22 protein-coding genes are annotated in these 22594 nt (G+C 38.6%); 4 read left to right on the forward strand and 18 right to left on the reverse strand.

Going from position 1 to position 22594, the window contains the following annotated elements; translation table 11 throughout:
* Positions 1-122: 122 nt before the first annotated feature.
* Positions 123-2456, forward strand: coding sequence for a TonB-dependent hemoglobin/transferrin/lactoferrin family receptor (locus tag QQS39_RS05090; protein WP_285805502.1), 2334 nt, complete (start codon positions 123-125; stop codon positions 2454-2456).
* 105 nt (positions 2457-2561) lie between these two features.
* Here QQS39_RS05090 and QQS39_RS05095 read toward each other — a convergent pair whose 3' ends face one another.
* The 8 genes from QQS39_RS05095 to nrdH form a co-directional block, all read right to left on the reverse strand.
* Positions 2562-2912 carry a ribonuclease G gene (locus tag QQS39_RS05095; protein WP_196553458.1) on the reverse strand — a complete coding sequence of 117 codons (351 nt, stop codon included), beginning with the start codon at positions 2910-2912 and terminating at the stop codon, positions 2562-2564.
* A 285-nt stretch (positions 2913-3197) separates the two neighbouring features.
* On the reverse strand, positions 3198-4193 hold the full coding sequence (gene proX, locus QQS39_RS05100) for a glycine betaine/L-proline ABC transporter substrate-binding protein ProX (protein ID WP_151434531.1): 996 nt from the start codon (positions 4191-4193) through the stop codon (positions 3198-3200).
* Between the two features lie 146 nt (positions 4194-4339).
* Positions 4340-5536, reverse strand: a complete 1197-nt coding sequence (proW, locus tag QQS39_RS05105) for a glycine betaine/L-proline ABC transporter permease ProW (RefSeq protein ID WP_285805503.1) — start codon at positions 5534-5536, stop codon at positions 4340-4342.
* Positions 5529-6728 (reverse strand): glycine betaine/L-proline ABC transporter ATP-binding protein ProV, encoded by a 1200-nt coding sequence (proV, locus tag QQS39_RS05110; protein ID WP_109374070.1) that lies wholly within the window; start codon positions 6726-6728, stop codon positions 5529-5531. Before proV ends, proW begins: the two co-directional genes overlap by 8 nt.
* A gap of 622 nt (positions 6729-7350) precedes the next feature.
* Entirely contained in the window at positions 7351-8319 is a 969-nt protein-coding gene (gene nrdF / locus QQS39_RS05115; protein ID WP_151434533.1) for a class 1b ribonucleoside-diphosphate reductase subunit beta, read from the reverse strand.
* A gap of 24 nt (positions 8320-8343) precedes the next feature.
* A complete protein-coding gene (gene nrdE / locus QQS39_RS05120; protein ID WP_196736570.1) occupies positions 8344-10470 on the reverse strand; it encodes a class 1b ribonucleoside-diphosphate reductase subunit alpha in 2127 nt (708 codons plus the stop codon).
* Between the two features lie 5 nt (positions 10471-10475).
* Entirely contained in the window at positions 10476-10895 is a 420-nt protein-coding gene (nrdI, locus tag QQS39_RS05125; RefSeq protein WP_151434535.1) for a class Ib ribonucleoside-diphosphate reductase assembly flavoprotein NrdI, read from the reverse strand.
* A gap of 11 nt (positions 10896-10906) precedes the next feature.
* On the reverse strand, positions 10907-11131 hold the full coding sequence (gene nrdH / locus QQS39_RS05130) for a glutaredoxin-like protein NrdH (RefSeq protein ID WP_023581131.1): 225 nt from the start codon (positions 11129-11131) through the stop codon (positions 10907-10909).
* Positions 11132-11414: 283 nt separating this feature from the next.
* On the opposite strand from nrdH, the gene QQS39_RS05135 reads away from it, so the two are divergent.
* Entirely contained in the window at positions 11415-11888 is a 474-nt protein-coding gene (locus tag QQS39_RS05135; protein WP_151434536.1) for a methylated-DNA--[protein]-cysteine S-methyltransferase, read from the forward strand.
* 197 nt (positions 11889-12085) lie between these two features.
* Entirely contained in the window at positions 12086-12295 is a 210-nt protein-coding gene (gene cspE / locus QQS39_RS05140; RefSeq protein WP_023581133.1) for a transcription antiterminator/RNA stability regulator CspE, read from the forward strand.
* A 115-nt stretch (positions 12296-12410) separates the two neighbouring features.
* On the opposite strand, the gene crcB is transcribed toward cspE, so the two are convergent.
* From crcB to rsfS, 10 genes are all read right to left on the reverse strand, one after another.
* Entirely contained in the window at positions 12411-12785 is a 375-nt protein-coding gene (gene crcB, locus QQS39_RS05145; protein WP_151434537.1) for a fluoride efflux transporter CrcB, read from the reverse strand.
* 13 nt (positions 12786-12798) lie between these two features.
* A complete protein-coding gene (gene lipA, locus QQS39_RS05150; protein WP_151434538.1) occupies positions 12799-13764 on the reverse strand; it encodes a lipoyl synthase in 966 nt (321 codons plus the stop codon).
* 101 nt (positions 13765-13865) lie between these two features.
* Positions 13866-14510 carry a lipoyl(octanoyl) transferase LipB gene (gene lipB, locus QQS39_RS05155; RefSeq protein ID WP_151434539.1) on the reverse strand — a complete coding sequence of 215 codons (645 nt, stop codon included), beginning with the start codon at positions 14508-14510 and terminating at the stop codon, positions 13866-13868.
* 159 nt (positions 14511-14669) lie between these two features.
* Positions 14670-14933 carry a DUF493 family protein YbeD gene (gene ybeD, locus QQS39_RS05160; protein ID WP_036912266.1) on the reverse strand — a complete coding sequence of 88 codons (264 nt, stop codon included), beginning with the start codon at positions 14931-14933 and terminating at the stop codon, positions 14670-14672.
* 200 nt (positions 14934-15133) lie between these two features.
* Positions 15134-16345 carry a D-alanyl-D-alanine carboxypeptidase DacA gene (gene dacA / locus QQS39_RS05165; protein ID WP_151434540.1) on the reverse strand — a complete coding sequence of 404 codons (1212 nt, stop codon included), beginning with the start codon at positions 16343-16345 and terminating at the stop codon, positions 15134-15136.
* Between the two features lie 122 nt (positions 16346-16467).
* Positions 16468-17469: an endolytic peptidoglycan transglycosylase RlpA gene (gene rlpA, locus QQS39_RS05170; RefSeq protein WP_285805504.1), complete on the reverse strand. Its 1002-nt coding sequence runs from the start codon at positions 17467-17469 to the stop codon at positions 16468-16470.
* A gap of 10 nt (positions 17470-17479) precedes the next feature.
* Positions 17480-18592 carry a peptidoglycan glycosyltransferase MrdB gene (gene mrdB, locus QQS39_RS05175; RefSeq protein WP_151434542.1) on the reverse strand — a complete coding sequence of 371 codons (1113 nt, stop codon included), beginning with the start codon at positions 18590-18592 and terminating at the stop codon, positions 17480-17482.
* A gap of 5 nt (positions 18593-18597) precedes the next feature.
* Positions 18598-20493, reverse strand: a complete 1896-nt coding sequence (mrdA, locus tag QQS39_RS05180; protein WP_151436726.1) for a peptidoglycan DD-transpeptidase MrdA — start codon at positions 20491-20493, stop codon at positions 18598-18600.
* A 39-nt stretch (positions 20494-20532) separates the two neighbouring features.
* Positions 20533-21003, reverse strand: a complete 471-nt coding sequence (gene rlmH / locus QQS39_RS05185) for a 23S rRNA (pseudouridine(1915)-N(3))-methyltransferase RlmH (protein ID WP_004246050.1) — start codon at positions 21001-21003, stop codon at positions 20533-20535.
* A gap of 2 nt (positions 21004-21005) precedes the next feature.
* Positions 21006-21332 carry a ribosome silencing factor gene (rsfS, locus tag QQS39_RS05190; protein ID WP_006537732.1) on the reverse strand — a complete coding sequence of 109 codons (327 nt, stop codon included), beginning with the start codon at positions 21330-21332 and terminating at the stop codon, positions 21006-21008.
* A 515-nt stretch (positions 21333-21847) separates the two neighbouring features.
* On the opposite strand from rsfS, the gene QQS39_RS05195 reads away from it, so the two are divergent.
* Entirely contained in the window at positions 21848-22594 is a 747-nt protein-coding gene (locus QQS39_RS05195; protein ID WP_285805505.1) for a YbgA family protein, read from the forward strand.

Below are 22594 nucleotides of genomic sequence, written 5' to 3' on the forward strand. Positions count from 1 at the left end.
ATTGAGTGATAAGTGCAAAAAAACTAGATAATGATAATTATTATCATTATCATAATCGGCGCTGTTAGTTACAGCTCTAATCATTTATCAAACTAATAACCATACAAAAAGATACTACTATTATGATCCATTTCTTAGCAAAAAATGATGCTTATCGTCAGGGAATTGGGATATTTTCATTTTCGTCATCAGCGATTGCATTATTATTGACTTCACTCACTTCGTTAAATAGCTATGCAACTGAAAGTGTAAAACCAGAAATAACGACACCCACAAAGTCGGAGAGTCCTGCACAACCAAAATCGCGTGAAAAGATTATTCTTGAACCTATTTATGTATTAGGGGAGCTTAATTCGAGTGTTGATGCAGGAAGTACTGTTCTGACATTAAAAGATATCGACAGAATTCAGCCTAATAATATTGCAGAGCTGGTGGATAAATTACCCGGAATTTCATCATCTGGCTCTCCAAGACCAGGTGGTCAAACATTAAATATCTGGGGGATGGGTAATCCTGAAGATATTAAAATCACGCTTGATGGTACACCTAAAACCTTTGAGAAATATCGCCAAGGTTCAATTTTTATTGATCCTGAATTAATACGTCGTCTCGATGTTGATAAAGGTCCTCATAATATTACTCAAGGGAATGGCGGGTTTGGTGGTTCGGTGAGAATTGAAACCAAAGATCCCGATGACTTATTATTACCCGATCAGCATATTGGGATGTTTTTAAAATACGGGCATCATACTAACGATAGACAAAATCGTTATAGTGGTGCGGTATATGGCAAATTACTTGATGGACAAGCTGACGGATTATTCTATTTTAACCGTCGTGAAAGTGATGATCTGCGACGTCCTGATGGGACTAAATTTGGCTATTCACAGTCAGATCAAGATTCTTTTTTAATTAAAACTAATATCTATTTAACTGAAGCACAAACATTAACATTATCAGCATCACGATCAGAAAGTGATGGTTGGACACCTTGGGCAGCCAAGCGTGATGAATTAGCTAAACCTAGCCAAGCTGAAGTGGATAAATACGGCTTTGATGCCGCGATGAAACGTAAATTAGTTTATCGTGATCAAAAAGATGACACCTTCAGTGTGAAATGGAATATTCAGCCAGTTGATTCTGATTTAATTAATTTAACGCTTACCTACGGTTATTCAAAAACTAAGCAAAACGATAGTCGCCCAGAGACAGCAAGCTCCTATTTTAGTGGCAGTATGGGAAATCAAAGTTGGGTAGATTATCGAAATCATCAAATCGAAATTAAAAATGAAAGCACTATTATGCAGGGTGCTTTAGAGCATAAAGTATTAGTGGGAACACGTTGGCATCGTAATGATCGTGATGTCTTAATGTTTACTCGCGATAAAGCTAAAAATCCAAATTATAACTATGGATATTATGCGCCTCCTTATATGCCAGAAGGTACGCAAACAACAACCAGTTTCTATCTTCAAGATTCGATGAGTTATAGAAATATAACGATAACACCGGGCGTTCGCTACGATATCGTTAAAAATCAAGGCAAGGGAAGCCGAGCTATTACTTATCAAGATCCTGATCCTTATTATGGTCATGATTATTCTGATGTGACTTATAGCGGGGCAACACCTCATTTAGGTTTATTATGGAAAATGAACCAGAATTTCAGATTCTTTGGTGATCTCACCTACACATGGCGTGCTCCATTAATTGATGAGCAGTATGAAGTTCAAGGAAGTGTTTCAAGTTTAACGGGTACAAGCCGTCACCTAGATAAAGAAACAGTAAGAGCGGCACGAATTGGTGCCATTGCAGACTTTGAAAGTGTTATTCAGCAAGAAGACCAACTGCAATTAAGAACAACACTGTTTGATACTCGTGGTAAAGATGAAATCTTCCGCCGCCGTGGTGTTTATTGTGAAAGTCAAAAGGTGGATGGGCATAATGGAAATTGTCCGCCTTCAATAGGTAATTACCGTAATTTACCGGGTTACCATATTCAAGGATTAGAAATTGAAGCCTTTTATAACAGCCCTAATGTATTCGGTCGTTTAGCGTATTCGACAATGAAAGGAAAACGTGACCAATCACCGCGTGATCCGTGGTTTGGTCAAAAAACATGGATTGCGGAGATCCAGCCTGATGCTTTACATGCCACCCTTGGCGTAAAAGTACCAAGTATTAATGTCAATATGGGATGGACGGGCGATTTTATTGGCGCTCAACGTCGCTCACCAATGGATGCTGATCCTGATGCAGGTTATTGGTCATTACCAAAAAGTAAAGGTTATGCAATACACGGTTTATTTGCGAATTGGGAACCTTCTTTTATAGATAATACTGAGGTTCGTTTTACAGTCGCGAATTTATTTAACCGTGATTATTACCCTTATTTAGGGGAGTCAGTTTCAGGTGTAGGGCGTGATTATCGATTTACTGTGGTAAAACGTTTCTAATATTACTGAAAATAAAAAACGCAGCTTTTGATCGCTTAAACAGATAAACCCCATAGCTATTATGGGGTTTATTGTCATTAAGAGTTCAATACTCAATATATTGAATTAATAACCGTATGATGCAGAAGTTGCAATCATTGCCATCATGGTGGTGAAGAAGAAAATAAAGAAAAGAACCGCCATAATGATACTAATAATAAAGTAAATAAAGCCCGCTCTATTCCATGTTTCTTGCACTTTCATAAAGGTTTCAACAGAATCGTAATCACCATTTTTCCAAGCCCATTCATTTCCTTTAATACCACAGACAAAGAGCCAAACAAGATTAAGTAAAGGAACAAGTACTAATAATGGAAGATAGGATTTATTACCAAAACCCCAAATAATATTAAACATGAAAGCACCCCAGTTCCAACGTTTAATTTCCTCAGGTACTGGTTTGTTAGTGTAAGACACAGTTTATTCCTTATTTAAAAATAATAAATATAAAAATGAGAATGCCAAAATGGCAACTGGAGAAAGGAATAATCATAATTGAACAAATGAGAGAATGAAAGACAGGGATATCGCGACCATTAATAAAAAGAATAATCTTAATAATAAAGTTGTATTAGGATCTCTTAATTTTTATATAAACTTATTTTTCCTAATTACATATAAATTTAGTTTTTTATAAATAAAAACAGGCACACAAGAGTGCGGCCTGTTTTTTGATAATCTTAATTTAAGGTTATTTATTGATTATTTTGCAGCTGCTTGAGCTTGTTCAATCCAACCATCAAACGTTTTTTGATGGGCTTTGATCCATGCATTAGCATGACGTTCAATATCTGCTTGTGATTTTTGACCATTATGCATACGTAAATTTTGCGCATTAATATCGGCAACAGATACTTTCATCACTTCAAAGAGTTTTGCCGCAGCGGGGTTTTCTTCTGCCCACTTTTTATTTGCTGCAATATGCATGGTACTTGGTGGGAAACCATAGTTTTTACCATTTGCTAATGTAGTATCGGTTTTATCATCACCTGGTAACGAAGAGAAGGGTACTTGTAACCAGACAACATCTTTACCCGGTTTTAATACATCACTTATCCAGTAAGGCGTCCATGTGTAATAAAAAATAGGTTTGCCTTCTTTATAACGGGTAATGGTATCTGCCATCATTGCCGCGTAATTGCCTTGGTTATGTGTGACAGATTTTTCTAATCCATAGGCTTTTAAGTGATTGTTGATAGCTTCTTCACAACCCCATCCCGGATTACAACCCGTTAAATCGGCTTTGCCATCACCATTGGCATCAAATAATTTAGCAATGTTCGGATCTTTTAATTGCTCAATATTCGTAATGTTATATTTCTCTGCCGTTTTTTTATCAATCAAGTAGCCTTGAGCAGCATTAACGACATAATCCCCTTTACGATAAAAGGTATTATCACCACCCGCTGCCGCATATTGTGAATTATGAAGAGGAACCCAACTGACTGCCATAAAGGTAGCATCACCATTGGCGATAGAGGAATAAGCAACGTTATAGTCAACTTCTTTAATTGGCTGAACAGTGTAACCTAATTGTTCTAGTGCTTTGTTTACGATTAAAGTTTGAAAGGTTTCTTCAGAAATCGTACTTTGCACAGGTTGAACCGAAATTCCTTTTCCAGGTAAATCAGCAGCGGATAACTGGGTGCTTATCAGTGTGGCGGACAATACGGTTGCCCAGATAACTGGATTACGCATAGTTTTTCCTTCTGTTGTGATGGTAAGAGATAAATAGCGACAGCGAACTGTCGCTTTTATTTCTTATATTGATTGAACGTGATGTTCTTATTGATTTTTAGTACTTATTTTTAATACTGTTTTTTAATAAATAGTGAAAATATTTATTACGATGCTTTTTTGCCAAAGAGTCGGCAAATTAAACCAATAGGTCCTGTCATATACCAGCATCGATTGCCTTTATGACGACTGTTTTGACCTAAAGATTGTGTTAATCGGTCAAGAATAATGGCGAGGATAACAATACCAGCCCCCCCTACGGCAGCAAGTCCCATATCAAGGCGACCTATACCGCGCAATACCATTTGACCTAATCCACCGACGGCTATCATTGAGGCAATAACAACCATTGAAAGCGCTAACATCAGTGTTTGGTTTACACCTGCCATAATCGTTGGCATAGCGAGCGGTAATTGCACTTTAAACAGCATTTGGCGAGGATTTGCACCAAATGATTGTGCGGCTTCAATTAAATCTTCAGGGACTTGTTTGATCCCTAAAATGGTCAATCTCACAATAGGAGGTAAGGCAAAAATAATAGTGACCACAACACCAGGTACGTTACCAATACCAAATAACATGACGATAGGTACTAAATAGACAAATGCAGGCGTTGTCTGCATTGCATCCAGTAAAGGCCGAACAATTTTAGATGCTCTATCACTGTTAGCTAACCATATTCCTAATGGAAGCCCGATAATAAGACAAAACAGCAATGAAGTGAGTACCAATGCAAGGGTAACCATCGCTTCAGACCAAGCACCAATCGCACCAATTAATATTAATGAGATAAAAGAAGCCGCACCCATGACTTTGCCTGACAGTTGCCATGCAATCAGAGAAAACAGAATAATGGCGATAGGTGCTGGCATTGAGGTTAAGAAATTTTCAAAACCACTTAATACCAAATCAACCGGTACACGAATACCTTGGAAAACAGGGCGAAAGTGCAACACAATCCAGTCAATCGCTTCGGTAACCCATGAATCTAATGGGATCAGCGTATTGTGAAATGGGTCCATGATATTGAAAGAATCGGGTGCAACATCCGTCGGTGCTGCATCTAGCCAATCACTGCCAGCGGATGAGGTGTCAATATTATCAGTACCACTGCCAGCACCCCATGGATCGGCATCTGTTGATGTACTGTCAGCACTGCCCCAAGGATCGCTTTCTGTTGCGCTAGTATCTGTTGTTGCCCAAGGATCATCATTTACATGAGTTGTCTCTTGTGCCGTCTCGTTTGTCGCAGTCTCTTGGAGCTTTGTATCCAACGCTGTGTTTTGATCTGCTGTATTACTCATTTGGCGTCTCCTTATCCAGTGCTTGTAGTAACATTCCTTTAGAAATTAAACCGATATAGCGGTTTTTTTCATCAATAACAGGAATGGCACAGGGAGATTGTGCAACAGTTGAAATCAGCTCGTTTAACGGTGTATCACCATTAATGGCACAAGGCTCTGGTAAAATAGCTGACTCAATAGGTTGTTTATTCTTCAGCGCCTCTTCAAGAGACATAACGGAAACAATACCAACAAATTTTCTTCCTCGTTCAATAAGATAGCCAAAGTTTCTATCTTCATCTTCGAGTACTTTTAATGCAGAGCGAGGACCAAAACCAGGTGCAACATGCAGTAAGGTTTCTGGGCGACGTTTGGCTATATCTTTTGCACTAAATACGTGGCTAATATCAACACCACGGAAAAACGTACGCACATAATCATTTGCTGGATTGTTGAGTATTTCATCGGGTGTTCCCGTTTGAACAACAACACCACCTTGCATAATGGCAATTCGATCACCAATACGCATCGCTTCGTCCAAATCATGAGAGATAAATACAATGGTTCGCTGTTTATCACCTTGTAAGCTCAATAACTCATCTTGCATTTCAGTACGAATTAATGGATCAAGTGCGGAAAAGGCTTCATCCATTAACAAAATATCAGGATCATTCGCTAGCGCGCGCGCAAGACCGATACGTTGACGCATCCCACCAGAAAGCTCATCAGGCCAAGAATTTGCGTAACTACCCAAGTTGACTTGCTCTAAGGCATCCATCGCTTTTTTATAACGCTCGTCTTTGCTTAATCCAGCGAGATCCATTCCAAATGCAGTGTTATCAAGCACGTTCATATGGGGCATCAAGGCAAATGACTGAAACACCATACTGATTTTTTTACGACGAACTTGTCGTAATTCTTTATCTGACATGGTGGCAATATTTTCACCATCAATAAGCACCTCTCCCTTGGTTGGAGAGATCAGACGATTGAGAAGGCGGACTAGAGTGGATTTACCTGAACCAGATAACCCCATGATGACAAATATTTCGCCTTCTTCAATTGCCAGATTTGCATTTTGAACGCCCACAGTAAGCCCTGTTTTATCAAAAATCTGATCTTTATTCATACCCGATTCTAATAATTCGAAAGCGCGTTTAGGGTGCTCGCCAAATACCTTGTAGAGATTTTTTACTTCGAGTTTAATTGCCATGCAATATATAGTTTCCTATTTAAATATTGAAAGGAATAAATTAAATATTAATAAATAAGTGTTGTTATTTTCCTAAATAAGATTTTTAGTAAGGGAAATACCCTACCACAATGATTGAGTCTGACAACCCTATGTTAATTATAATTAATTAAATAAATTGCCTGTATTTTCTTTATTTTTAATATGATTAATAATTAAATAAAGTGAAATAAATAAAATTTATTAAAAGATATATTTTTCTCTAACTAACTGAAATAACTTTATTTTTAGAGATATTGTTATTTTGATTAGGATCTCAATAAAAATGAAGACTCAATATCGGAATAGAAGGGAAAAAGAGATGAAAATTAAATGAAAAAAAATCATCATACATTAGTTAAATTAATATTTATTATCCCGTAATAAGCGCTATCTACTCAATATCAGCTAAAATCATTCGAAAAAAATTGATTTTTTGACAATATTGAACGGCAAAAATCAATCAATTTGCTTGTTTAGTGAACAAATAAAAATACACCAAAAAATAGTCTATATTTTTCAGTGTATTATGTTTTATCTGTGATACATAATTAAATTGAATGTATCCCGCTGTTTCTCTTAACTTCAACTAGGCTAATAAAGCTTAAAAATCCCAATCATCGTCTTCAGTGTTAATGGTTTTTCCAATAACATAGGATGAACCTGAACCAGAGAAGAAATCGTGATTTTCATTTGCATCTGGTGATAATGAAGAAAGAATAGCAGGGCTTACATCGGTTATTTCATCAGGGAATAAAGCTTCATACCCTAAATTCATTAACGCTTTATTGGCATTATAATGAAGAAATTTTTTGACATCTTCTGTCCAACCTACCGTGTCGTAAAGATCTTCGGTATATTTCACTTCATTGTCATATAAATCTAATAATAATGAGAAAGCAAAATCTTTAATATCTTGTTTTTCTAATTCTGATTTATTTAATAACTGATTTTGAAATTTGTAGCCAATGTAATAACCATGAACGGCTTCATCCCTAATAATAAGACGAATTAAATCGGCTGTATTGGTTAATTTTCCTCGGCTTGACCAATACATTGGTAAATAGAATCCTGAATAAAATAAAAAGGATTCTAAAAAGACACTGGCGATTTTTTTCTTTAAAGGATCTTCATCTTGATAATAACGCAAAATAATTTCTGCTTTCTTTTGTAAGTAAGGATTTTCCTCACTCCAACGATATGCTTCATCGACATCGGTTGTTAAGCAGAGTGTAGAAAATATCGAACTGTAAGAGCGAGCATGAACCGCTTCCATAAAACAGATATTAGATAATACGGCTTCTTCATGAGGCGTGAGTGCATCAGGCATTAAAGTCGGTGCACCTACAGTGTTTTGGATAGTATCAAGCAAAGTTAACCCAGTGAAAACACGGATCGTCAGTTGCTTTTCAGCTTGAGTCAGCGTGTTCCATGAAGGAATATCATTAGAGAGTGGAATTTTTTCAGGTAACCAAAAATTCATGGTTAAACGGTTCCAAACTTCTAAATCTTTTTCATCTTCAATGCGATTCCAGTTAATCGCATTAACATGGCTTAATAAAGGTGATGACATGCTATGTTCTCCTTATTGTTATTATTAAAGTGCGCACGAAACACAGCCTTTGATTTCTGTACCGGCTAATGCAGATTGTCGGATACGAATGTAATACAAGGTTTTAATACCTTTACGCCATGCATAAATTTGCGCTTTGTTAATATCTCTTGTTGTGGCTTCATCAGAAAAGAACAAGGTCAGTGATAATCCTTGGTCGATATGTTGAGAAGCTTCAGCATAGGTATCGATAATTTTTTCAGCCCCAATTTCATATGCATCTTGATAATATTGACGATTTTCATTGGTCATAAAGGGAGCAGGGTAATAAACTCGTCCAATCTTACCTTCTTTTCTAATTTCTATTGGCGCGGCAATAGGATGAATGCTCGATGTAGAGTGGTTGATATAGGAAATCGATCCTGTTGGTGGTATTGCTTGTAAATTTTGGTTATATATCCCATGCGTCATAATAGATTGCTTGAGAGCTTGCCAATCTTCCTGTGTTGGAATATGAACATTAGATTGACTAAACAGCTGGTTAACTTTTTGAGTTTTGGGCAACCACTGCTGTGATAGATATTTATTGAAGTATTCACCCGTTGCGTATTTTGAATTTTCAAAGCCTTTAAAGTGCTGTTTTTTCTCAATAGCTAATTGATTTGACGCTAATAATGCATAGTAAGTGACGGTATAAAAATAGATATTAGTAAAATCTAATGCTTCTTCTGAGCCGTAATAAATCCCTTCACGCGCTAAGTAGCCATGTAAATTCATTTGTCCTAAACCAATGGCATGAGAAGCGAGATTACCTTTTTCAATCGAAGGAACGGACTCAATTTTCGTCATTTCAGAGACATTACTTAATGCCCTAATTGCTGTGCTGACGGTATGAGCAAAGTTAGGTGAGTCCATTGCCATAGCAATATTCATAGAACCTAAGTTACAACTAATATCGTGACCGATATGGCGATAACTTAAGTCAGGGTGATACTCACTTGCACTGTTGACTTGTAAAATTTCAGAGCAAAGATTGCTCATATTAATTCTACCGGCGATAGGATTGGCGCGATTTACAGCATCTTCAAACATGATATAAGGATAGCCAGATTCAAATTGAATTTCGGCAAGTGTTTGGAAAAACTCTCTCGCTTTAATTTTTTTCTTACGAATTTGCGCGTTATTCACCATTTCACTGTATTTTTCACTAATACTGATCTCTGACATAGGTACGCCATAAACACGCTCTACATCATAAGGTGAGAAGAGATACATATCTTCATTACGTTTCGCTAATTCAAAAGTGATATCAGGGATAACAACGCCTAAAGAGAGCGTTTTAATTCTCACTTTTTCGTCCGCATTTTCTCTTTTTGTATCAAGAAAATGGTAAATATCTGGATGATGGGCATGAAGATAAACAGCACCAGCGCCTTGTCGTGCGCCTAACTGATTGGCATAGGAAAAAGCATCTTCGAGCATCTTCATAACAGGAACAACGCCAGAAGATTGATTCTCTATACGTTTAATGGGAGCGCCAGCTTCACGTAAATTAGTGAGCAAAAATGCAACGCCACCGCCACGTTTAGAAAGCTGTAATGCGGAATTGACCGATCGGCCGATAGACTCCATATTATCTTCTATGCGCAGCAGAAAGCAGGAAACCAATTCACCACGCTGTTGCTTCCCACAATTTAAAAAAGTCGGTGTTGCGGGTTGGAAACGACCACTAATGATTTCATCAACAAGATGAATAGCAAGATCAGTATCTCCTTGTGCAAGCGTGAGCGCCACCATACAAACGCGATCTTCATAGCGCTCAAGATAGCGCTCTCCATCAAACGTTTTTAAGGTGTAACTGGTGTAATACTTAAAAGCACCAAGGAAAGATTGAAAGCGAAACTTTTTGCTATAAGCATGTTTGAATAGCTGTTTTATAAAGGCAAATTCATACTGTTCTAACACTAGAGCTTCGTAATAGTGTTGTTGGACTAAGAATTCTAATTTTTCTCTTAGATCATGAAAAAATACCGTATTTTGATTTACATGCTGGCGAAAAAAATGGTGTGTCGCTAATTTGTCTTTATCAAACTGAATATTACCTTGCTCATCATAGAGATTTAGCATGGCATTCAATGCATGGTAATCCAGTTGTTCTGTTGATTGTGTCATGTTAATTATCTCGTGGCGCATTGGTCAGTAAGGCTTGACCAAAACGTACTTAAACCTGTTTTTACGCGGTTTACATCTTCTGGTGTACCTAATAATTCAAATCGATACAAAAAAGGAATTTGGCATTTTTGTGCAATAATATCGCCTGCTAATCCGTAAGCTGCACCAAAGTTAGTATTTCCAGAAGCAATGACTCCACGTATTAATTGACGGTTTTCAGGAATATTTAAAAACTGAATAACCGCTTTAGGCACTGCACCTTTAGTACCGCCGCCGCCATAAGTCGGGCAAAGCAACACAAAAGGTTGCGTTGCAAGCAAGGTTTCATCTTCAATAATTCTGGTCGCTTTTAAATGGAGCTTTTGTACAAAGCGATGGCAGTTTTCAGAACGACTTGAAAAGTAGATCAAAGGTGCAGTTTGCATGAGATGCTCCTTTAGAGCGTGATCTGTCTGATTTTATCAGGGCAGAAACCCGACCAATGTTGTTCACCGTGAACGACAACAGGTACTTGGCGATATCCCATAGAAACAATGTGAGCGAGGGCTTGTGTATCTTTGGTGAGATCAACTGCAACAAACGGAATATTTTTCTGTTTTAAGGCGCGTTCTGTAGCGCTACATTGAACGCAATTCGGTTTGGTATAGAGGATAACAGACATAAAAATAACCCTTATAAAAATATGGATGCGTCTGTTTTCACATCCATAATGAGAAGTACTTAAATACTATATATAGATTTATTTATTTTCAACCACACAATATATGGTGATTTTCATTTTTGATAATGATTATCATTAAAATTAAATAGTTAGTGAATTAATTTTATTTTTAGATCGCTCGATTGATCAATTTTTATTAGATATACGAGTAATTAGATGATTGCTTTATCAATCAAGCATGATTTAATCTTATTGCTAAAGACAAATCAGCAGAGAAAACATTATGTACCAAGACTATCTCAATGCACCTAAAGGCTTTCCAAAACCTTATATCTCAATCACTGCAAATGAAAAAGGGATCACGAGTCTCTATTTTGTGAATGACAAAGAGGTTGCTGTAAACACAAGCCCCGTGATTAACCAATGTATGCAACAATTAAAAGAGTATTTTGCGGGTAAACGCACGACGTTTTCAGTGCCATTAGCACCAGAAGGAACTGAGTTTCAAAGCCGTGTTTGGAAGACATTGCAGACAATTCCTTATGGTGAAATTTGGAGCTATAAAAAATTGGCGCTTACATTAGGTTCGATCAATTATTGCAGAGCGGTAGGAATGGCCAACTCACGCAATCCAATTTCTTTAATTATTCCTTGCCACCGAGTTATTGGCCATAACGGTAAGTTGGTCGGCTATACTGGTGGATTAGATATTAAGCGTTGGCTACTTCACTATGAAAAAGTAGAAATTGATGAATAGTTTAGATTGTAAGTATTAAGTATTGTTTCTTAAGTGAACTATGCGTTAAGGCATGGGATTTGTCTGAATATTAATCATTTGGCAGAAAAAAAATGTGAGTTTCGTGATCTAGGCTGTGGACAGGGAATCATCATTTTTGTTTTACTATAGCCAACGCAAAACGCTTGCGTTTATTTTCTATTTTAAAGGTAAACTTGATGTCTAAATTAAAAGGTAACGTTAAGTGGTTTAACGAAACTAAAGGTTTTGGTTTTATCACTCCAGAAGATGGCAGCAAAGATGTATTTGTACACTTTTCCGCTATTACATCAGAAGGCTTTAAAACCCTTGCTGAAGGTCAAAAAGTAGAGTTTGAAGTTACTGACGGCGCGAAAGGGCCATCTGCTGCAAACGTTGTCGCTATCTAATTAACGACTTCTTTGAGACAGTAAAAACCCGTTTTTTAACGGGTTTTTATGTATCTAGAGCAAAGCCCGTTTTTTAACGGGTTTTTATGTATCTAGAGCAAAGCCCGTCCGAGCATTACATTTCTCGTAGTAACCAAAACGCAAAGGCGGTCATTAAAAATGAACCTGCCAAGTTAGCGCCCATAGTACCTAATGCCCATCCTATCTTTCCCTCAGTAAAGAGTGCGACAACTTCGACAGAAAAGGTTGAGAACGTCGTAAGACCGCCACAGAAGCCCGTCGTTAGCATAATTTTCCAAATAGGATCAATATGTGGCGCTTTGCTAAACCAAGCGATACCAAAGGCAATAATAAAAGCACCAATACAGTTAGCAATTAAGGTGCCTGTGGCAAAATGAGGAAAAATAGAATTTAGGCGGTAGCTAATCAGCCAGCGCAATACGCTACCTAAACCACCACCTATAAATACAGCAATTGCAATGTTAAACATGAGAGATTAATTGTTATTTAACCTCAATCCCTTGAGCTTGAAGGTCAGCATGATAAGACGAGCGAACAAACGGCCCACAAGCTGCATGAGTAAAGCCCATTGCAAGTGCTTGCTCTTTCATATACTCAAACTCGTCAGGACTGACGTAGCGTTGAACAGGAAGATGGTGACGACTTGGCTGTAAATATTGCCCTAATGTCAGCATCGTTACCCCATGTTTACGCAGATCACGCATAACGTCAATAATTTCTTCGTTAGTTTCCCCAAGACCGACCATTAAACCCGACTTAGTAGGAATATTTGGGTGAGCTTGCTTAAAACGTTCTAATAATGTCAATGACCATTGATAGTTAGCGCCTGGACGTACTTGACGATAAACGCGAGGAACGTTCTCTAAGTTATGGTTGAAGACATCTGGTGGAGTATCTGTGAGGATCTCAAGTGCTTTATCCATACGCCCACGGAAGTCAGGGACTAATGTTTCAATGCGGATCGTTGGATTTTTTGCACGAATTGCAGCAATACAATCAGCAAAATGTTGAGCGCCGCCATCCCGTAAATCATCGCGGTCTACAGAAGTAATTACGACGTAACGTAACCCCATATCTTTGATCGTTTGAGCGAGTTTTTCTGGCTCTTGTGGATCGGGAGCATTTGGGCGGCCATGAGCCACATCGCAGAATGGGCAACGGCGTGTACAGATTGCACCCAAGATCATAAAGGTTGCTGTTCCGTGGTTAAAGCACTCTGCAAGATTAGGGCAAGAGGCTTCTTCACAGACAGAATGAAGACCATTTTTACGCATTGCTGCTTTGATACCCTGAATTTTACTTGAGTCAGCGGGTAGCTTTATTTTCATCCAATCAGGTTTGCGTAGCAGTTGTTCTCGTTCTGTAGCGACTGTTTTAACAGGAATAAGTGCCATTTTATCGGCGTCGCGATATTTAACTCCGCGTTCCATCTGAATAGGTTTACTCATAATTGTGCCAGTTCCAGTTATCTAGAGTGATTAACACGATGTGACTGAGGTAATCAGGGTTTTAAAAAAATATGATAAATGTTAAAAAAATTATAGCATTTTTATTGCTGTGGTTGAAATCCTAGTTGTGTACAAAAATGCTTAACTAATAACGGTGCTACCTGTGACGTTGTCGTGTTCGGTGCAAAATCAATTAACTGCGTCATTTTTAGATCAGAATAACCACAAGGATTTATTCGTGTAAAAGGCGATAAATCCATATCGATATTGAGCGCAAGTCCATGAAAGGAGCAACCTTTACGAATGCGTAATCCTAAAGAGCAAATTTTATCGCCCTTTACATAAACGCCGGGTGCATCAGCGCGAGCATAAGCTTCTACATTAAACTCTGCCAGCGTATCAATAACGGTATTTTCAAGAGCGGTGACTAATTGACGAACACCTACATGATTGCGTTTTAAATCAATTAAAACATACATCACTTGTTGACCAGGGCCATGATAAGTCACTTGACCACCACGATCAGATTGAATAACTGGGATAGTTCCCGTATTTAATAAGTGTTCAGCTTTACCTGCTTGCCCTTGGGTAAAAACCTGTTCATGTTGAACGAGCCATATTTCATCAGGTGTGTGACTTTCCCGTTTTTCCGTAAACTGATGCATAGAATCAGAAACCGGTAAATAGGGTTCCACACCTAATTGGCGAATAATGATTGTCTTGTCTTGCACCGTGAAAATCTTCATTTGTAGCGTAATTGTGAAGAGCAGTATAACGCTCCAGTAAATGAACTACCAGATTGAGATGTTTTTTTTCCGAGGTAGAGTGAAAAATGAGGAAAGGCAGAAATAAAAAAGCGCCTTAATGAAAGGCGCTTTTAGAAAGTCATCTATTCAAAGAAGAGATTATAGAACCATACGTACCAGTTCAAGTTCACCTAATTCTTTATATAACGTTTCTACTTGATCGATATGAGTTGCATTGATAGTAATAGAAACAGAGTGGTAATTACCTTTGCTACTTGGTTTCACTGAAGGCGTGTAATCACCAGGCGCATGGCGCTGAATGACTTCAACGACTTGATCCACTAATTCTGGTTTTGCATGACCCATCACTTTATAAGTGAAAGAACATGGGAACTCTAACAGTTCGTTTAATTTTGTTTTCATCATAATGTAATTCCTTAAGACAACGGGTGCTGTTGTTTTAATAATTTATTTCTACACCTAATCTTAGCAAATAAAAAGGGCATTCCTTATATAATAAGGAATGCAATACTGGTAATTAGGGTAAATATGGGAATGGTAAATGTATTTCTGCCAATATCTGTATGAAAGTTATATGTGGGCGCATTTACCTTTTTCAAGCCTTAGCCAAACCAGTGTGAGAATAATAATTTAATATAGTCGATAATACGGCTAAAGAAACCACCTTCTTTTACTTCATTCATCACAACAAGCGGGCGTTGTTCAATCACTTGACCATCAAGTTGGAAATTAATTGTTCCCACAACTTGGTTTTTCGCCACTGGTGCATGTAATTCTACATTATCAAGAACATAGCTTGCTTTTAAATCTTTTAAACGACCACGAGGAATAGTTAAATAAACATCTTTATCTACCCCTAATTGTACTTTATCTGTTTCACCATACCAAATTGGCTCTGCGGCGAACTCTTTACCCACTTGCAATGGTTTTACGGTTTCAAAAAAACGAAAACCCCAAGTAAGTAATTTTTTACTTTCTGCATCTCGACCTTTAGATGAGTGACCGCCCATAACTGCAGAAATTAAACGCATATCGCCTTCAGTTGCAGAAGCGACAAGGTTATAGCCAGCAGATGCAGTATGCCCAGTTTTAATGCCATCAACGTTTAAACTGGTATCCCACAACAAACCATTTCGGTTGGTTTGGCGAATATTGTTGTAGGTGTACTCTTTTTCTTTATAGATGGCATATTCATCCGGTACATCGCGAATTAATGCAGCACCAATTAGCGCCATATCGCGAGCCGAGCTGTATTGTCCTGGGGCATCAAGACCATGAACGGTTTGGAATTGTGTATTTTGTAAACCTAGGCGTTTAACGTAGTCGTTCATCATGGTCACAAACGTATCTTGGCTGCCAGCGATATAAGAGGCCATCGCAACACAAGCATCATTACCTGATTGTAAGTTAATACCACGAGTTAACTGCGCAACTGTAACTTGATCACCTGGTTTTAAGAACATTAAAGAAGAGCCACGAAAAACAGGATTACCCGTTGCCCATGCTTCTTCACCAATGGGTACGATATCGCTATTTGAAATTTTACCAGCACGAATTGATTGACCGATAACATAGCTGGTCATCATCTTGGTTAAACTGGCAGGATCACGGCGAACATCGGCATTCATTTCAGCCAGTACTTTCCCAGAATTATAATCAATAAGAATATAAGATTCGGCTTCGATACTAGGAACAGCGGGTATCATTGTTTTTAGGGAATCTTCCGCAATACTTTGATGACTTACTGTGAGTAAAGCAAAAGTGGCACTTAATAGGCTTGTTCTTAGTAATTTTGCTGGGAGTATCTGTTTCATTCTGTTTGTTTAATCCGAAAATTCAGGGAAAAATAGGGACTGATAAATAAAATATCAGCAAATCCAGACGATTCTACGCTTGAATTTGCTGATATAAAAAGGATTTTACGTAAAATTATCCTTTATTGGGTAATAATAAATCCCGTGATATCTTTAACTTGTTTTAGCTTGTTCTTTATCATTTCGGCTTGATCTTTAGATGAATAAGGGCCGAGTTGCACTTTATACAATCCATCTGCTTTATTGATTACACCTTGAGTGCTAAATAATGACGATAAATCATTGAGCCAAAACTGCGCATTATTTTCGTTACTGAGAGCGCCGACTTGGACATAAAAGCCTTGTGCTATAGCGTTTGAGGATAATACAGGTTTTGGTGCTTTTGTTTCTGTCTCCACAGGAGTTGGCATTGGAGCTGGCGCCGGAGTTGGCGTTTTGACTGGAACAGGAGTTGGAGCTGGTGGCTCTACGGGCATATTGTTGTTGGTAGGCGTTGATGTCGTTAATGGCGCTTGTGCTGCTGGCTGAGCATTAAAATTAGGGCGCTCAGGTAATGCCGTTGTTTTCTTCTCAATCTGCGCACCATGTGTACCAATACCACTCATATGGCCAGTTTGGTCAACAACAATTCCTTCAATAAGCAATGGGGTTGTTGGCATTAAACGTAAACTATCAGAAACCGCTGGGGTGACTTGGATTTGTTTTCCATTGACGTAAGGACCACGGTCGTTAATACGTACAACCATTGTGCGTCCATTGAGCAAGTTCGTGATTTTCGCATAGCTTGGGATCGGTAATGTAGGATGTGCGACAGCAAACTCATAGGGATTAACGCGCTCACCAATGGTTGTTAAACGACTCATCGCTAAACTATCATAAACAACCGCCTCTCCTCGCTCACTGAAGTTTGCAGGATCAGTCACAATACGGTAAACCACGCCATTTTTTCGGTAATCTTGATTTGCCGTAGGGTGATAAGGCTCGTAACGTGGCTCTGCACCGAGAACACGTTGAGCTGGCACATTGGGTAATGGTGCTGGCTGTTTATTGGTATTCGGCTTATCAATAACACACCCTGACAGTAGCAATGCACTGATACCAATCAAAACCCATTGCAGACGCATAAAAACCTCATTATAAACTTTTAGATAGTAGTTTTCGGTGTGTATGAATCGACATCACGATACCAAACCCTGCCATTAATACAATAAGGGCCGAGCCTCCATAACTCATCAGCGGTAACGGAACACCCACAACAGGAAGAATGCCACTCACCATTCCTATGTTGACAAAAACATAGACAAAGAAAATTAGCATTAATCCGCCAATCATTACTCTACCAAATGTATTTTGTGCTTTCGTTGCAAGATAAAGACCGCGCGCGATTAAGAGTATATAAAGCGTCAGTAGTATCAAAACACCAATTAATCCGAGTTCTTCAGCCAATACAGCAAAAATAAAGTCTGTATGGCGCTCTGGTAAGAATTCTAATTGAGATTGAGTGCCTTGTAACCATCCTTTTCCATGTAATCCACCAGAACCAATGGCAATTTTAGATTGGATGATATGATATCCTGCGCCAAGAGGGTCTGATTCGGGGTCAAGAAGCATCATTACCCGTGCTTGCTGGTAATCATGCATGAGGAAAAACCAAAGTATGGGGATAAAGGCGGCAACAAGTAAAATTGCGATAATAATAAGTCGCCAACTCATTCCAGCAAGGAAAAGAACAAATAGCCCTGAAGCAGCAACAAGAATGGATGTCCCCAAATCGGGCTGTGCTGCAACTAATAATGTTGGAACAAAAATAATGACCAGAGCAATGGCGGTATTACGTAACGTCGGTGGGCACACATCTCGATTCATAAATCGCGCCACCATCAAAGGAACGGCAATTTTTGCAATTTCTGAGGGCTGAAAACGTACAATACCTAAATCTAGCCAGCGTTGTGCTCCCTTGCTAATTTGCCCGAAAACATCGACAAGGACCAATAAGATAACGCAAAAGAAAAAGAGATGAGGCGCCCAACTTTCATAAACTCGGGGAGGAATTTGTGCCATGATGATCATGATCATAAACCCCATTGCAATCTGTCCTAACTTACGTTGCATCATGTCTGGATCTTGCCCGCTGGCACTCCACATAATAAATGCGCTGTATCCTAATAAAGCAATAATACAAAGCAAGAATAGGGGGTCGATATGGATCCGTGTCCAGAAGGATTTTTTCTTGTTATTTTCAGTCATGAGTATTATTCCTCTGAACCACGCGGTGCTGGTGGAGAAGCTGGCAATACCGTGTTGTTATCACCAAGGAGAATGTGGTCAAGAATTTGTCTGGTAAGATCGCCAACAGAAGGACCTGCGCCACCATTTTCTAGAATAATAGAGACGGCTACGGTTGGGTTATCATAAGGCGCAAAGGCAATCATCAATTTGTGGTCACGAAGATGTTCAGCCAATTGGCTCGCATTGTAGGTTTCGTAACTAAATACCTGTGCTGTTCCCGATTTTGCTGCGACTTTATAAGGTGCATTAGCAAAACTTCTACGACCTGTGCCATTAGGGAAGTTAGCCACACCATACATACCGTGTTTTGCTAATTCCCAATAACCTGAGTTGATATCGCCAATTTGGCGTGTTTCAGTATCAACATAAGGCAACATTTCATTGCCAAGTTTTGTACCGTAAAGTAGGTGAGGGGTTTTTACTTGACCATCATTAATTAGCGTCATTAACGCCTTCGCCATTTGAATTGGCGTTGCTGTCCAATAACCTTGTCCAATCCCTACGGGGATCGTGTCACCTTGATACCAAGGCTTTTTATAACGTTGCTGTTTCCACTCACGGGTTGGCATGATGCCATTACGTTCTTCTGACAGATCAATGCCAGTATATTCACCATAGCCAAAGCGAGTCATCCAAGTTGATATACGATCAATTCCCATATCATAAGCAACTTGGTAGAAGAAGGTATCCGCAGATTCTACGATAGATTTTGTAACATTAAGTTTTCCATGTCCCCAACGTTTCCAGTCTCGGTAACGTTTTTCAGAGCCGGGAAGTTGCCACCAGCCAGGATCATGAATGGTTGTATTGGGGGTGATCACGCCTTCGCTTAATGCAGCAACTGACATAAAAGGTTTTACCGTTGAAGCTGGTGGGTAAAGCCCTTGCGTAGTACGGTTAATTAAAGGTCGATCGGGATTATTGAGTAATCCTTGATAATCGGTATTAGAGATCCCCCCAACAAATAAATTAGGGTCGTAACTTGGGTTGGAAACTAAGGCTAAAATTTCACCATTACGTGGATCAGTAACCACAACCGCAGCACGGCTAGTGGTAAGTAATGTTTCAATATAAGTCTGTAACTCAAGGTCGATAGTTAAATAAATATCTTTGCCCGCTTGTGGCGGTTGCTCATGTAATTGACGAATAACACGACCACGGCTATTGACTTCCACTTCTTCATAGCCTGTTTTACCATGTAAAACCGATTCGTAATAACGCTCAATCCCTAATTTACCAATATCATGTGTTGAAGCGTAATTGGCATATAAGCCTTCTTTTTCAAGGCGCTCGACATCCTTATCATTAATTTTAGCAACATAGCCAATAACATGCGTTAATGCAGAGCCATAAGGATAATAACGGCGTTGAATACCTTTTATTTCTAAACCAGGATAGCGATATTGATTAATAGCAAAACGAGCGACTTGCACTTGGTTCAGTGCTGTTTTTAATACAATTTGGGTGAAGCGGCGTGCTCTTTTACGCTCTTTTTCAAAATTAGCAATGTCTTCATCACTTAAATCGACAACCTCTCTTAAACTATCTAACGTTTCTTGTAGATTGGCGACTTTCTCTGGCATTATTTCGAGCTGATAAATAGTACTATTTAGCGCAAGAGGAACGCCTTTGCGATCATAGATAATACCGCGACTAGGTGGAATAGGGACTAGCTTAATACGGTTACCATTAGACCGAGTTTGGTAATCATCATGGCGAGCAATTTGTAAGTGGTGTAAGTTAAACACTAAAATACCACTTAGCACTATAATCACAGAAAACGCGACAATAACACGGCGGATGAAAAGTTTGGATTCCGCTGTATAATCTCGAAACGGGGTACGTTTTCTTTTCTTCATCCCATTAGTTGACTTCACTTACTTACCCGCCAAAATTTATTATTCCCGATGATAAGGATGGTTTGTGGTAATACTCCACGCACGGTAAAGGCTTTCCGCTACGACAACGCGAACTAGAGGATGTGGCATGGTTAATGGCGATAAAGACCAGCTTTGTTCTGCTGCCGCTTTACATGCTGGTGCTAATCCTTCGGGACCACCAATGAGTAAGCTGACATTTCTTCCATCAAGCTTCCATCGATCAAGTTGTTCTGCAAGTTTTGGCGTATCCCAGCGAGCGCCAGGAATATCGAGAGTAACGATTCGATTTCCTTTTCCTACTGCTGCTAACATTTGTTCACCTTCTTTTTCGAGAATACGTTTAATATCCGCATTCTTCCCACGCTTGCCAGCGGGGATCTCGATAAGTTCTAAAGGCATGTCTTTTGGGAATCGATTAAGATAATCCATAAAGCCGGTCTGTATCCAGTCCGGCATTTTTGTACCAACGGCAATGAGCTGTAATTTCAAACTCAGCTCCAGAGTTTTTCAAGTTCGTACATACGGCGACTATCTTCTTGCATGACGTGTACCATGGCTTCACCAAGATCAACGACAATCCAGTCAGAAACGCCTTGTCCTTCAACACCTAAAGGTTGTAATCCCGCTTCGCGGCAATCATCAACGAGATTATCTGCAACAGACATGAGGTGTCTGCTTGATGTGCCCGTACAAATAATCATGTAATCAGTTACACTTGATTTTCCGCGGACATCTAATGCAATAATGTCTTGAGCTTTAGAATCTTCAAGTTTATCAATAATAAATTGCTGTAATTCAGAACCTTGCAAAAGGATCACCTTTAATCTAATGAGTTAATTCAATCGAAAAATAACATACTCGTGATACTTCAAGTTGCAGCGTTGTTGACTACATTTATTCGCACTAGTTATATACTTTGATATGCTCCTAGCGACTTACTCCATTTGTTGTCTAACTGCGCCTCAAATTATTTAGAATATGAATGCTATTTTAAAGGAATTTATACCAATAAATCTATTTTACTGGATGATTAATTCCAGTTAGCAATAACAAGAACATAAACCTCATTTTCTTGTTTTTCGACGTTTGATTTAGAAAAATTCATATATGCCCATTAACTGCGTCATAATAAATAACAAAAAGAAGGCAGATAAGAACTTTTCCGTTTAGACGACAGTTTTACCTTACAGTTCCCTTAAGGGAACAGAGGGTGAGAATAACAGCTAAACCTCGTCTGTCAATGCTGATTAAATACCTAATTAGCGTGTTTTGACTTTGTTACGTTGAGATTATACAGACTAATACTCATACTTTTTAGTTAGAGAGAAAAAGAATGGAAAGAAAAGAAAATTATCTCGGGCTATCTTCAGAAATTGTGAGTAACAACGATTGCCAATTACAAGAAAAGTTAGCATTACTTTGTCATGCCGTTAAAGATGAAAAAATAGGCATTATGCAGATAGATCTCCAAAACAGAGATCATCCGTTGCCGATTTATGGTTATATCGGAAAAGAAGGGGACCGACTTGTTTCTCCATCAAATTTTATCTTACCTCAATTAAGCCTTGAGCAGCTTTTACAGCCTATTATTCTCGATCACTTTCTTACTCAATTCTTTACACTATGCGATTATCAACAACAGGTTAATCAATCACTAAGTAAAGGGGCTTTGATTAAATTCCATAGTCGATATAAATATTTAGTTATGGCTTATTCACAAGTGGCTTATCGTGAATTAGGGCGTTATCTCGCTAATCTTTCTGATAAAACTTCCCTTGACGAAATTGCATCGACATATCAACAAAAGCTAATGAGGGCATTAAGCGTTGCTCCAAATCGAGAAGGGCAAACTAATGCATTAATGCATATGGCGGGGTATTTTAAGCGAGATCTGAGTTCGCAACAGAAACAAGAAATGTCACAGACAATTTTGCTATATCGTCAAGGTGTAGTGCCTTTCTCTAAACCTTATGATTTACTCCAATATTGGTTAACTATTTATCCTGATGGCTATTTGATTAATCAACGCTATTTTTCGCCTTATCCATCTGCTTTTAATTATTTAAGAGAACAACTTTAA

Source organism: Proteus appendicitidis (genome assembly GCF_030271835.1).
Taxonomy (GTDB): Bacteria; Pseudomonadota; Gammaproteobacteria; order Enterobacterales; family Enterobacteriaceae; genus Proteus; species Proteus appendicitidis.

Excerpts from the sequence above, each read along its gene's own strand:
- QQS39_RS05090 (WP_285805502.1), top strand. The coding sequence starts at position 123 with ATGATCCATTTCTTAGCAAAAAATGATGCTTATCGTCAGGGAATTGGG.
- proX (WP_151434531.1), bottom strand. The coding sequence starts at position 4,193 with ATGCGTAATCCAGTTATCTGGGCAACCGTATTGTCCGCCACACTGATA.
- proW (WP_285805503.1), bottom strand. The coding sequence starts at position 5,536 with ATGAGTAATACAGCAGATCAAAACACAGCGTTGGATACAAAGCTCCAA.
- proV (WP_109374070.1), bottom strand. The coding sequence starts at position 6,728 with ATGGCAATTAAACTCGAAGTAAAAAATCTCTACAAGGTATTTGGCGAG.
- nrdF (WP_151434533.1), bottom strand. The coding sequence starts at position 8,319 with ATGTCATCACCTTTATTAAGCCATGTTAATGCGATTAACTGGAATCGC.
- nrdE (WP_196736570.1), bottom strand. The coding sequence starts at position 10,470 with ATGACACAATCAACAGAACAACTGGATTACCATGCATTGAATGCCATG.
- nrdI (WP_151434535.1), bottom strand. The coding sequence starts at position 10,895 with ATGCAAACTGCACCTTTGATCTACTTTTCAAGTCGTTCTGAAAACTGC.
- nrdH (WP_023581131.1), bottom strand. The coding sequence starts at position 11,131 with ATGTCTGTTATCCTCTATACCAAACCGAATTGCGTTCAATGTAGCGCT.
- QQS39_RS05135 (WP_151434536.1), top strand. The coding sequence starts at position 11,415 with ATGTACCAAGACTATCTCAATGCACCTAAAGGCTTTCCAAAACCTTAT.
- cspE (WP_023581133.1), top strand. The coding sequence starts at position 12,086 with ATGTCTAAATTAAAAGGTAACGTTAAGTGGTTTAACGAAACTAAAGGT.
- crcB (WP_151434537.1), bottom strand. The coding sequence starts at position 12,785 with ATGTTTAACATTGCAATTGCTGTATTTATAGGTGGTGGTTTAGGTAGC.
- lipA (WP_151434538.1), bottom strand. The coding sequence starts at position 13,764 with ATGAGTAAACCTATTCAGATGGAACGCGGAGTTAAATATCGCGACGCC.
- lipB (WP_151434539.1), bottom strand. The coding sequence starts at position 14,510 with ATGAAGATTTTCACGGTGCAAGACAAGACAATCATTATTCGCCAATTA.
- ybeD (WP_036912266.1), bottom strand. The coding sequence starts at position 14,933 with ATGAAAACAAAATTAAACGAACTGTTAGAGTTCCCATGTTCTTTCACT.
- dacA (WP_151434540.1), bottom strand. The coding sequence starts at position 16,345 with ATGAAACAGATACTCCCAGCAAAATTACTAAGAACAAGCCTATTAAGT.
- rlpA (WP_285805504.1), bottom strand. The coding sequence starts at position 17,469 with ATGCGTCTGCAATGGGTTTTGATTGGTATCAGTGCATTGCTACTGTCA.
- mrdB (WP_151434542.1), bottom strand. The coding sequence starts at position 18,592 with ATGACTGAAAATAACAAGAAAAAATCCTTCTGGACACGGATCCATATC.
- mrdA (WP_151436726.1), bottom strand. The coding sequence starts at position 20,493 with ATGAAGAAAAGAAAACGTACCCCGTTTCGAGATTATACAGCGGAATCC.
- QQS39_RS05195 (WP_285805505.1), top strand. The coding sequence starts at position 21,848 with ATGGAAAGAAAAGAAAATTATCTCGGGCTATCTTCAGAAATTGTGAGT.